Annotated in this window: 9 protein-coding genes; 1 reads left to right on the top strand and 8 read right to left on the bottom strand. The window is 39.5% G+C overall.

The features are described from left to right. Window positions 1-39 precede the first annotated feature (39 nt). Together ACFO3P_RS01240 and guaB are read right to left on the bottom strand one after the other, a co-directional pair. Complete coding sequence (locus ACFO3P_RS01240; protein WP_289585109.1) at window positions 40-1,380, bottom strand: D-alanyl-D-alanine carboxypeptidase family protein; 1,341 nt, start codon at window positions 1,378-1,380, stop codon at window positions 40-42. Between the two features lie 184 nt (window positions 1,381-1,564). Further along, on the bottom strand, window positions 1,565-3,037 hold the full coding sequence (guaB, locus tag ACFO3P_RS01235) for an IMP dehydrogenase (RefSeq protein ID WP_042528636.1): 1,473 nt from the start codon (window positions 3,035-3,037) through the stop codon (window positions 1,565-1,567). Between the two features lie 250 nt (window positions 3,038-3,287). Between guaB and ACFO3P_RS01230 the strand changes: the two genes are divergently transcribed. Then, entirely contained in the window at window positions 3,288-4,232 is a 945-nt protein-coding gene (locus tag ACFO3P_RS01230; RefSeq protein WP_289585108.1) for a YaaC family protein, read from the top strand. 94 nt (window positions 4,233-4,326) lie between these two features. Here the strand turns inward: ACFO3P_RS01230 and gyrA are convergent, their stop codons facing one another. The 6 genes from gyrA to dnaN all read right to left on the bottom strand — a co-directional run bounded on the left by gyrA (window position 4,327) and on the right by dnaN (window position 12,536). After that, window positions 4,327-6,840: a DNA gyrase subunit A gene (gyrA, locus tag ACFO3P_RS01225; RefSeq protein WP_256705450.1), complete on the bottom strand. Its 2,514-nt coding sequence runs from the start codon at window positions 6,838-6,840 to the stop codon at window positions 4,327-4,329. 372 nt (window positions 6,841-7,212) lie between these two features. Then, the gene (gene gyrB, locus ACFO3P_RS01220) at window positions 7,213-9,138 is read right to left on the bottom strand and encodes a DNA topoisomerase (ATP-hydrolyzing) subunit B (protein WP_193063774.1); all 1,926 of its coding nucleotides are present in this window, start codon (window positions 9,136-9,138) and stop codon (window positions 7,213-7,215) included. Window positions 9,139-9,248: 110 nt separating this feature from the next. Beyond that, the gene (gene remB, locus ACFO3P_RS01215; RefSeq protein ID WP_212929179.1) at window positions 9,249-9,521 is read right to left on the bottom strand and encodes an extracellular matrix regulator RemB; all 273 of its coding nucleotides are present in this window, start codon (window positions 9,519-9,521) and stop codon (window positions 9,249-9,251) included. Window positions 9,522-9,663: 142 nt separating this feature from the next. Continuing rightward, window positions 9,664-10,788, bottom strand: a complete 1,125-nt coding sequence (recF, locus tag ACFO3P_RS01210) for a DNA replication/repair protein RecF (protein ID WP_379542116.1) — start codon at window positions 10,786-10,788, stop codon at window positions 9,664-9,666. 3 nt (window positions 10,789-10,791) lie between these two features. Next, window positions 10,792-11,013 (bottom strand): S4 domain-containing protein YaaA, encoded by a 222-nt coding sequence (gene yaaA / locus ACFO3P_RS01205; RefSeq protein ID WP_042535606.1) that lies wholly within the window; start codon window positions 11,011-11,013, stop codon window positions 10,792-10,794. A gap of 386 nt (window positions 11,014-11,399) precedes the next feature. Next, entirely contained in the window at window positions 11,400-12,536 is a 1,137-nt protein-coding gene (gene dnaN / locus ACFO3P_RS01200) for a DNA polymerase III subunit beta (protein WP_193063772.1), read from the bottom strand. Window positions 12,537-12,691 lie beyond the last annotated feature (155 nt).

The raw sequence follows: 12,691 nt of genomic DNA, 5'->3' as shown, positions 1-12,691 counted from the left end.
ATCTATTTCCAATCAGGTTGCAAGAACTTCCTGCAAAAATTAGCTGAAAAGTCCCTTCACCCAATTAAATGCACCTTGGAACATGTTTACAAAGAAATCACCAATGGATTGTAACGTAAGCATAAACCAATTTGCTTTTTCAACGGAGTCCATTGCAACTAAATCATAACTTTCCTGACTCGCTTCATCGGAAATATATCCAAAATCTTCTTCTTCTCCATCATAGACAACGGTAACTGTTCCGATAACTTCATCTGCTTCCACTGGAGCTTCTAACTCTCCATTATCATTCAATCTGTCTTCATCAATTTTATATTCTAAATGATACAGATCTTCCTCACCAGTTTTGATCGGAACATGAATCCCTTCATTGATGCCAATATTTACTTCTTTTTCTTTTCCTCTTGCAACCGGAGCTGTTTCATTGCCTTCTTCTTGATATCCTGCCGGGAATAATTCTTGTGTTTCAAATTGATCAAACCCATAATCAAACAGTTTTGCAGTCTCATTAAAACGGGCATCTTCACTGTCTGTTTTCATAACCACACTGATAAGACGTCGTCCATCCCGTTCTGCTGTTCCTGTAAAAGCATAACCGGCAACCGTTGTAAAACCAGTTTTTAAACCATCTACACCTTCATAGTAATGCTGCTGTAAATAATCTGCCTCATGATCCAGCATGTAATTCCAGTTACGGATCTCCTGATCATCAAATTCCGTACTCGGCACGCTGGAAATTTCTAATGCTTCCGGATAATCATTCACTAATGCAGACCCTAAAATTGCTGCTGAACGGGCTGACAATAAGTTTGTATCGTTAGGACTTGTTCCTTCTGGATAATTATCCCCCAGACTCTCATTATCTAATCCGCTGGAATTAACAAATTTATATTCCGGCATTCCCAGTTCTTCTGCCTTTGCATTCATCATTTCGACAAATTCACTTTCTGAACCTGCAATTAACTCTGCAAGTGCAATCGTTGTCGCATTATCTGAGTTGATTGCCATTGCTTTATATAAATCTTCTACTGTGTAATCTTGCTGCTGTCTTAATCCAACCCCTGAAAAATCATCATTGCTGGATATTTCATATGCATAATCACTAATTTGTGTTGTTGTATCCCAGGAAATATCTCCGTTTTCAACTGCTTCCCAAACGAGATATTCTGTCATTATTTTCGTCATGCTAGCAGGAGGCAATGCCACATCCGGGTCCTTTGCAAATAATACTTTCCCCGTTTCTGCATCCACTAAAATAGCCGATTCCGCTTCTATATCTAATCCATCTGCATACACAGACATGGATGGTGTAACAAAAGATGTTAAAACAAGCGCTGCTGCAACCACCAAAAGAAACAATTTTTTCATAGACTTTCTCACATTTCCGTACCTCCGTTTAATAATATAGCCATCAACATACGTTCTATGTATTCTGCTGAGCACGCTTCACATTTTACCATAAAAATTCATAAAAAAATAGATGGAGCAACATCCTCCATCTATTTTTTTTACGACCGTATGACACAAATTTGTCATCAACTAAATTACTTAATTATTCTCTTTTTTACTGCATAAAATAGTTCGGTGCTTCTTTCGTAATCTGAACATCATGCGGATGGCTTTCCTTCAACCCAGCCCCGGTAATCCGGATAAATCGGGAATCGTTTCTTAAGCTCTCCAGATTTTTCGTTCCACAATATCCCATGCCGGAGCGTAAACCGCCTGCCAGCTGATGGAAGGTATCTCCCAGCGAGCCTTTATACGCAATACGTCCTTCAATGCCTTCTGGAACAAGCTTTTTATTCTCTGATTCACTTTGGAAATAACGGTCTTTGGAGCCTGCTTGCATTGCTCCAACAGAGCCCATACCGCGATATACTTTATATTGACGTCCTTGGAAAATTTCTGTTTCTCCAGGGCTTTCCTTTGTTCCGGCAAAAATACTTCCCAGCATTACAGCATGTGCACCTGATGCCAAAGCCTTCACAATATCGCCGGAGTATTTGATTCCGCCGTCTGCAATAACGGGTACACCGTATTCTTTTGCTGCTCTTGCGCAGTCATAAACTGCTGTAATTTGTGGTACACCGACCCCTGCTACTACTCTTGTGGTACAGATAGACCCCGGTCCAATACCTACTTTGACAACGGAAGCTCCTGCTTCAATCAAAGCTTTTGTCCCATCCTCTGTAGCAACATTTCCTGCAATAATTGTCAAATCAGGATACGTTTCGCGAATGTGCTTTAATTGATCGAGAACACCTTTAGAATGACCATGTGCTGTATCGATTACAATGGCATCTACACCGACATCCACTAATTTTTCAATCCGCTTCATCGCGTCGCCTGTCACGCCGACTGCAGCTGCTGCAATCAACCGTCCTTGTGCATCCTTTGCTGCATTTGGAAATTCAATGACCTTTTCAATATCTTTAATCGTAATTAACCCTTTTAGAATTCCCTGATCATCAACAAGAGGCAGTTTTTCAATTTTATATTTCTGCAGAAGCTTCTCTGCTTCATCCAGTGTTGTTCCCACTGGCGCTGTCACTAATTCCTCTGTGGTCATCACTTCCGAAATCAGAATCGAATAATCTTCAATAAAACGTAAGTCACGATTGGTTAAAATACCTACGAGCTTTTGTTCCTCAATATTATTTACAATGGGAACTCCTGAAATGCGGTATTTTCCCATTAAATGTTCCGCATCATAAACCTGATGCTCCGGAGTTAAGAAGAACGGGTTCGTGATTACGCCGCTTTCTGAGCGTTTCACACGGTCTACTTCCTCTGCCTGCTGTTCAATAGACATATTCTTATGAATAACTCCAAACCCGCCTTGACGTGCCATCGCAATTGCCATTTCTGCTTCTGTTACTGTATCCATTCCAGCACTGATAAATGGGGATTTCAATTTTAAATTTGATGTTAAATCAACACTCAGATCCACCTGGTTTGGTAAAACATCTGATTCTGCCGGAACAAGCAATACATCATCAAATGTCAAACCTTCTTTTGCAAATTTGTCTTCTCTCATTGCTAGCTCATCCTCCAATCATTGAATTCGCAACCTCAATTCACTTCACTTACGGGTATTATACAGTTTTCAAGGTATATCCTTATCGAATATCGGAGAAACTGCTAAAAAAATACCAATCCTGTGAAAGCAGCAGCAAATATCTATTTTTACTTACATTACGCTTTTTTTCATGCTTTTTCAAGCACCCTACATATAGAAAAAATAGAGGATAGATTCAAAATATTTAAATAGTTATGGAGCTGTAGAAATGTTGCATGTTGAAGATTTATATCCATTTTTAACCACTCAGGAAAATGCACAAAATTACCTGAAGAAAAGTTACTCATTTCTTCGTGAATCTCAGGCAAAAAGCTATCAAAACAGCTCTGCTTTTATCCATTATATTCATAATGGAACATGCTTTATGGAATCAAGCAGGCAAAGCAGTGTGCTGGTTCAGCCTGTTCTGTCTTTTTATGGAATGACACATCTTTTAAAAGGCTGGTTGCTGTCAAAGCGCCCTGATTATCCGGAAACAACAGCTGTTCTTGCCCATGGTCTGACTGCCCGGAAAAGAAAACGCAAGGATTATCGATTTATCGAGGATGAGGTCAAATTACAGCAAAAGGGGTTATTTCCATATGTAAGCCGCCATTTATTTTCTCTCTATCCCTTTCCATTAGAACGTGTTTCAATGCGTCTGTTATTAGCTTCTATTCCAGAATTAAGCAATATTTGGCAGCTTTATCAGGAGGAGTCGATGATTATTATTGGGAATAAAAACAGTAAACTGCTTCGTTTTCCCAATCGGATTTTAGATGGATTTTATTTAAAAGAAGATACCTTTGTCGAGCGCATTCGAGCTTTTTTGCCTCCAATTGAGGATATACAACAAAAAAAGGAGGAATTACAGCTTTATCTGACCGGGCCCGTCAAAGATTGGGACGGCCCCTTTCGTTATGATTTGCATAATGAGGCAATTTATTTTCCAGCGAATCGGGCAAGCTATTTTCCTTATTCCGAAATCCTGGTACATTATCTGCTGCTATTTAATTTGAGTATGATTTGCCGTTATGAAACAGAATGGTGGGGTGAGCTGATGCAAATGAAAGCAGACCGGGAATATCCGCTTATCCAACGATTTTTAACCGTCACCCAGCAAAAAACACCAGCGCTTATCGGCCAGCATTTACTACAGAATTTTAAAGAATAAAGCTGTTCCAGCAGATACAAAAACAACGGACGGGCTATGAATCACTTCGCCTGTCCGCTGTTTTATACCATCTTTCAATATCTCATCGTTTTACCTATTCCTCGTTGTTATCGTCTGCACCTTCATTAACTTCTTTATTTTCCTCAGATGCTTCGATTTCCTCTGCCGCTTCCTCTTCTTCTTTCTCAATTCGTGCTACTGTTGCAACTTCTTCGTCATCCTGCAGACGTATCAAGTGTACCCCTTTGGTATTTCTTCCAGTTTGTGAAATATCGGATACTTGCATTCGGATCAGAACGCCGCCGGCAGTAATAACCATTAAGTCTTCATCACCCTGAATGGCTTTTACATCAACTACATGTCCTGTTTTTTCATCCAGCTTACACGTAAATACACCTTTACCGCCACGATTGATACGGCGATATTCATCTTCTGGTGTCTGCTTTCCAAATCCTTTGCTGGTTACATGGAGAATTTTAGAACCTTCATCCATAATTTCCATGGAAACAACTTCATCATCCTCACGCAGGGAAATACCTTTTACTCCTGCTGCGGTTCTACCCATTGGACGCATTTGTTCTTCTTCAAAACGAATCAGATAGCCATTTTTCGTAGCAATCATAATTTCTTTTTCGCCATCTGTCATGCGGACAGAAATCAGCTCATCCTCTTCCCGAAGATTTACAGCAATCAGGCCGCCTTTACGGATGTTTTTGAATTTTTCAAGGGATGTACGTTTTGCAACCCCAAGCTTCGTTGTAAAGAATAAGAAGTGATCCTCATCAAACTCAGTTACAGAGATAACGGCGTTCACCCATTCTCCTTTTTCTACTTGAAGCAGGTTAATAATTGGAATCCCTTTAGCTGTCCGGCTGAACTCCGGTACTTCATAACCCTTTGTTTTATATACCTTCCCTTTATTCGTAAAGAAAAGAACTGTATCATGTGTTGATGTGGATACAAGGTGTTCTACAAAGTCATCCTCATTGGTTCCCATGCCCTGGATACCTCGTCCGCCACGGCGCTGCGTACGGTAAGTAGAAGCAGGCAAGCGTTTAATATAGCCCTGGTGGGTCAATGTAATAACGATATTCTCTTCCGGAATTAAATCTTCATCTTCAAAGAAGCCCGCTCCACCGGCAACAATTTCTGTACGGCGTTCATCACGGAACTTCTCTTTGATTTCCGTCAGCTCTTCACGAATGATTTCCAATACTTTCTCTTCATCCGCTAAAATAGCTTTTAATTCAGCAATCAATGCCTGCAGCTCTTTGTATTCTTCTTCAATTTTTTCGCGTTCTAATCCTGTTAAACGCTGTAGACGCATATCAAGAATAGCTTGGGCTTGTTTCTCGGATAACTGGTAACGTTCCATTAACCCTTCTCTTGCAATATCTGCTGTTTTTGAATTACGGATTAAAGAAATAACCTCATCCAAATGATCGAGTGCAACACGCAAGCCTTCTAAAATATGAGCGCGTGCTTCGGCTTTATTTAATTCAAAGGCTGTACGACGCTTGATAATTACTTTCTGGTGATCTAAATAATGCATCAGGCATTGTTTGACAGTTAATACCTGCGGACGTCCGTCCACAAGCGCAAGCATATTGATACCAAATGTCGTTTGCAAGGAAGTATGCTTATATAAATTATTCAAAACCACATTCGCATTTGCATCTCTTCTAAGCTCCATAACAACCCGCATGCCATTACGGTCTGATTCGTCACGAAGATCGGTAATGCCGTCAATTTTCTTATCGCGGACAAGCTCCGCTATTTTTTCAATGAGCTTGGCTTTGTTCACTTGATAAGGAAGCTCTGTCACAATAATGGTTTCTTTGTCATTTTTGCCTTGCTCAATATTGATTTTAGCCCGGATGGTAATGGAGCCTTTTCCTGTTTCGTATGCTTTACGGATACCGCTTCTGCCTAAGATTTGTCCTGCAGTAGGGAAATCTGGACCAGGAAGATAATTTTCCATGATTTCATCCACAGTTAAATCCGGATTTTTACTGATTGCCAGAACAGCATCAATCGTCTCTCCCAGATGATGCGGCGGAATATTAGTCGCCATACCGACTGCGATTCCAGAAGTTCCATTGACAAGTAAATTCGGGAAACGTGCCGGAAATACAATTGGCTCGCGTTCCGCTCCGTCATAGTTATCCTGATAATCAATCGTGTCTTTATTAATATCACGAAGCAGTTCCATGGAAATCTTAGACATACGTGCTTCTGTATAACGCATCGCTGCTGCTGAATCGCCATCGACCGAACCAAAGTTACCATGTCCATCCACTAGCATATACCGGTAACTGAAATCCTGTGCCATTCTTACCATTGTCTCATAAACAGCTGAGTCACCGTGCGGATGGTACTTACCTATAACCTCTCCGACGATACGTGCTGATTTTTTAAATGCTTTGTCAGAGTGCATTCCTAAATCATTCATTGCGTAAAGAATACGGCGATGTACGGGCTTCATTCCATCTCGAACGTCTGGCAATGCTCTTGCCACAATGACGCTCATTGCATAATCCAAGAAGGATGTGCGCATCTCTTTACTTATATTTATTTCCTGGACACTCGGACGATTTTCCTCTGCCATAGTCTAATAACCTCCCAATCACCATTGTGTTAGTGATTCCTTGAATCTTTCATTATCAGTTGAATTGCATTTCAATATGCATAAAATATAAACAGCTCAAGTAGCAGCCGCTACAGAAATACACTACGCTTTCCTGTGGGCTTGCGCTCAGCCTCCTCGAAAAAGAAGACCGCTTTTTCTGCGGGGTCTTCCCACTGCGCTTTCCCACGGGAGTCTCCGTGTATTTCTTCCGCTAGTTATAGTGTATAATCACCATTCAATCTTGTTATAAAAAACGCAAGCATGTAATTTAATCGTTTTAATTATATCTGACAAGAAAGGGATAGAAGTACTTCTATCCGCTTTGTTGTCTTTATTAAAAGGATGTAATACTTAAATATCTAAGTTTTGTACGTATTGGGCGTTTTCTTCGATAAAGTTGCGTCGCGGTTCTACTTTATCGCCCATCAGCATATCAAAAACCTGGTCTGCGTCGATTGCGTCACTGAGTTCAACCTGCAGCAGTGTGCGGGATTCTGGGTTCATTGTGGTATCCCATAGCTGATCTGCATTCATTTCTCCCAACCCCTTATAACGCTGAATACCTGGTTTTGGTGCTTTTGGAATCTCTTCCAGAAGCGCATCCAATCCTTTATCCGAATAAACATAGTGAACAGATTTTCCTTGTTTGATTTGATAAAGCGGCGGCTGGGCAATATAAATATACCCGTGCTCAATCAACGGACGCATATATCGATAGAAAAAGGTCAATAATAACGTTCGAATATGAGCGCCATCTACATCGGCATCTGTCATAATGACTACTTTGTGATAGCGTGCCTTTGTAATATCAAATTCTTCGCCGATACCGGTTCCTAATGCCGTAATCATAGCTCGTACTTCATTATTTGATAAAATTCGATCTAAGCGCGCTTTTTCGACATTCAGAATTTTTCCACGCAATGGCAGGATAGCCTGATAATGACGGTCTCTTCCTGATTTTGCGGAACCGCCGGCAGAATCACCCTCTACGATATACAGTTCACTCAAAGAGGCATCTTTGGAAGAACAGTCAGCAAGCTTGCCAGGCAGACTTGTTACATCCAATGCACTTTTACGGCGGGTCAGCTCTCTTGCTTTTTTCGCTGCCAGACGTGCTCTGGATGCCATAAGTCCTTTATCAACAACGATTTTAGCAATTGTCGGGTTTTCATAGAGAAATTTAGAAAAGGACTCTGAAAATACACCATCTGTAATGGCCCGTACTTCGCTATTACCAAGTTTTGTTTTTGTCTGTCCTTCAAATTGCGGGTCTGGATGCTTTACAGAAACAATCGCTGTCAGTCCTTCGCGGACATCCTCTCCGGACAGGTTGGCGTCACTATCTTTCAATAGGCTGTTCTTTTTCGCATAATCGTTGATAGCACGTGTCAAACCGGAACGGAAACCAACTTCATGTGTACCGCCCTCGTACGTATGGATATTATTTGCAAAAGAATATAAGCTCGTTGCAAACCCATCGTTATACTGGATAGCAATTTCCACGGCTATTCCCTGATCTTCGCCTTCAGCATAGAAAGGCTCGTGCAAGACTTCTTTATTTTTATTAATAAATTCAACATAAGAACTGATTCCGCCCTCATAATAATACGTTGCCGGATCTTTATCAGTGCGCTTATCCTCGATGGAGATACGCAATCCTTTGTTTAAGAAGGCAAGCTCTCTCAGGCGCTGCTCTAATGTTTCATAGTTATATTCAGTAGTTTCTGTAAAAATTTCTTCATCCGGTATAAAATGGGTGACTGTCCCTGTAATATCTGTTTCGCCAATTACGGTAATTTCACCCTGAGGTACACCTTTTTTAAACGAGAGGTAATGAATTTTTCCATCCCGGTGGACAGATACCTCCAATTTACTAGAAAGAGCATTTACAACAGATGCACCTACACCATGAAGTCCGCCGGAAACCTTATATCCGCCGCCGCCGAATTTACCGCCGGCATGAAGAACCGTCATAATGACTTCCAAAGCTGGACGGCCTGTTTTCTTTTGAATATCAACAGGAATCCCCCGGCCATTATCTATTACAGTAATACTGTTATCTTCTTCAATAATGACTTCAATATGATCACAATAACCTGCCAGTGCTTCATCGATACTGTTATCCACTATCTCCCAGACAAGGTGATGTAATCCTTTTTCACTGGTGGAGCCAATATACATTCCCGGTCTTTTCCGAACTGCCTCAAGACCTTCAAGTACTTGTATCTGATCAGCATCATAGGCTTGGTTTTCTGTAATTTTGTCTTCCATCGACATCTTCTCACACTCATTTCTATATGAATTACAATCCATCCATTTGTATATATTAAAAAGAGAAGGCTCTGCATTTTCCTCAGCAGAAATCTCTTGATTTTGTTATCTCAGGCTTATTCTTCATAATAATCATCTAGATTACTGATTGTAGTTAAAATACCTGACCGTTTTCTTAAAGTAGTTACAGATAAAGAACTGAAAAAAATATGATCTGCAGTAACCACAATGGATTTGGCCTTTTTTTCAGGACCGGAAACTTTGTTTTGCTGCTTCCATTCCTGTATCATTTGATACATTCCTGATGCATTGGTATATAAATCGTAATCAATAATCGCAACGATTTCCCGAGACCGGATAACATTGTCATTGCCAATGTGAATGAACACGATCAATCGCTTCCTTTCTTCATTAAACCAGACTTTTTTCCATCCTCAGGGGGATATTTTGTATAAAGAATAAACGCTCTTAAGTGCCAAAAAATGCAATACCCTGGAAACTTTTTGTACATCCTCTTTTTACAGCTGGAAATTATGAATCTTCTTTATTGGTCGCAACTCCCTGATGAACATAAAATAACTCAGCATTTTTTAGCGTTTCATGGTGAATCCCGTCTACATTTGTGGTGGACACAAATGTCTGCACCTTTCCCTGAATGGTATTTAATAAATGCGACTGGCGATAATCATCCAGTTCACTTAACACGTCATCCAGTAAAAGAATCGGATATTCGCCTACTTCCTGATAAATCAATTCAATCTCAGCCAGTTTAATCGACAATGCGGTTGTCCGCTGCTGTCCCTGAGAACCATATGTTTGTACATCTTTGCCATTTACTAAGAAGATAAGGTCATCCCGGTGCGGACCAATCAGCGTGGTGCCGCGCTCTATTTCTTTTTCACGGACATCCTTGAAGGAATCTTGGTAGATAGTAGCTATTTTCTCCTTATCTGCCTCTTCTGATACCTTTATTGTCGCGTCATATTGAATTTCTAAGTTTTCTAGATTGCGGCTGATGCCTTCATGAATCGGTCCTGCCCACTTTCTTAACAAATCAAGATAGACAAATCTTCTCTCCAACAAAAAAGAAGCATGCTCAACCAGTTGGTCTGTTAATACATCCAACATCGTTTCATCAGCAGAGCTCCTGCGCTGCAGCTGCTTTAATAAATGGTTTCTTTGCTTTAGTATTTTTTGATATTGAGATAAATGGTATATATAAGTTGGCTGGATTTGGCCTAACTCCATATCCATAAAACGCCGGCGAATCTGCGGAGCACCTTTTACAATGGTTAAATCCTCCGGTGCAAACATAACCACATTAACCGCACCAATATAGTCACTTAACCGGTGCTGCTCCAAATGATTTACTTTTGCTTTTTTTCCTTTGGGTGAAATGGAGATTTGCAGGGGAATCGATTGATTTCTTTTTGTAATCCTGCCCTCTATTGTAGCATAATCTGAATCCCAGCGTATGAGCTCTTTTTCCCGCATGGTCCGGTGAGAACGGGTAAAAGAGAGTACATAAATAGCTTCCATCAGATTGGTTTTCCCTTGAGCATTCTCACCGATGATGACATTTATTTTATCATCAAATGTAATATCCAATGTTTCATAGTTGCGGTAATTGGTTAATTTTAACTGTTCAATATGCATGCTTTAATCCTCTTTAAGAATGATAAATGATCCTATCTCATCAATTTCAAGGACATCTTCGGGATATAATTTTCTTCCGCGGCGATGTTCACGTTCCCCATTTACCACAGCACCTATATCTTGAAGATATGCTTTGACCATTCCGCCAGAATCTAAAAAGTTAATCAGCTTGATGCATTGCCCAAGCGTAATGTATTCCGTATCTATTTTTATCTGTTCATGCATGGATATCACCAAATACTTTCTATTTGTTTTATCTGCCTTTATTTTGACCAAAGACAAATACGATTATTTTTTCCTCTATTGTCTATTTTACTAAAGATTGATTAAAAAAGGAAGAATAGGCCTCAAATAATTACAAAAAGATGCGTTACAGAGCTTTTAAGATATTTTTAATGGGGGAATTCTTATTTCCCTAATCTCTTCTTAGAGCGCGTTTTCTGTTGTTTTTTTAAAGGGGTTGTCAAAAAAATGCGGTTTTCTTTCTCATTATCGGTTCTAATCCAAAAGAAAAAGCTCTTTCTTCCACAAAAGAGCTTTTAAATGATCAGGTATAACTTTTACTTATCATCCAGCTGGAATACTTTTTTTTAACGCGTAATGCGTAAAAATCAATAGGTTCTTACCGGTAAAATAAGCTGCAGGATGGAATCATTTTCTACCGGGCAAATGATAAATGGACGCATTGCTCCAGTGAATTCTATCACTACTTCATCATATTCAATCGCTTTTAGCGCATCGATCATATATTTTGAACTGAAGGATATCTTTAAATTCTCTCCGTTAATCTCATCAGCTGTGACTTCTTCTTCAACATTTCCGATTTCTGGAGAGTTACTTGAAATCTGGATAACCCCATCATCATTGCTGGTAAATTTAACAACATTATTTCTTTCTTCTTTTGCTAATAAAGAAGCACGTTCGATTGATCTTAATAGCGGTGTTGTTTTTATTTGGATTGTTGTTTTACTATGATCCGGAATCAATCTCGATGTTTCTGGATAATTCCCGTCCAGTAATCGGGATAAGAAATTTAAATGCTTCGTACGGAAAAGAATTTGGTTATTCGTTACACTGATTTCTACTGTTTCCTCTGAATCATTTAAAATTTTATAGAGTTCATTGAGACTTTTTCCAGGAACAACAACCTGTTCTATCGATACATTCGTTCCTGTTACTGGAACCTCTCTTTTGGCCAGTCGATGGCTGTCAGTTGCTGTAAATACAAGCTTTTGATCTTCCAGCTTGATATTTACTCCGGTTAAAATTGGTCTGGTTTCCATCGTAGACACAGCAAAAACAGTTTGTTTAATCATACTTTTTAATAAGTCAATTGGCATTTCAAAGCTATTTTCTGTTTCTACTTGTGGAAGATGCGGATATTCATCGGCGCTCTGTCCATTTAAATTAAATTCTGATTTTCCGGAAGTAATTTTTACATTAAACTGCTCATCAACAACTATATCTACTTGTGCTTCCGGGAGCTTGCGGACAATTTCAGGAAAATATTTAGCCTGCAATACAATAGTTCCATCTTCTATATTTTCAACATATACTTTATCTTCATCTTCTGCAGGAATATAAGATTCAATAGAAATATCTGAATCACTCCCGGTTAATGTCACTCCGTGTTGTCTCACTTCTATCTTCATTCCAGTCAATATCGGAATAACTGTTCTGGAAGAGATTGCTTTCATAACATCCTGTACACTGGCAATCAGTTTATCTCTTTGTATTGTAAAACGCATGTTTATATCCTCCTCAGGTTTTAAGAAAAGTTTTACAGCAACTATTTCTTAAATTCTTTTCAAAATCAATAAAAAAGGGTTCTATATTTTTATTAATTATAATATAAAACCAGTAATAACAGTAATAAGTGTTGTGATTACTGTGGATAAGTAAG

The organism is Oceanobacillus aidingensis (assembly GCF_042654105.1).
Lineage (GTDB): Bacteria > Bacillota > Bacilli > Bacillales > Amphibacillaceae > Oceanobacillus > Oceanobacillus oncorhynchi.
This window is presented reverse-complemented; position numbering and strand designations above follow the sequence as displayed.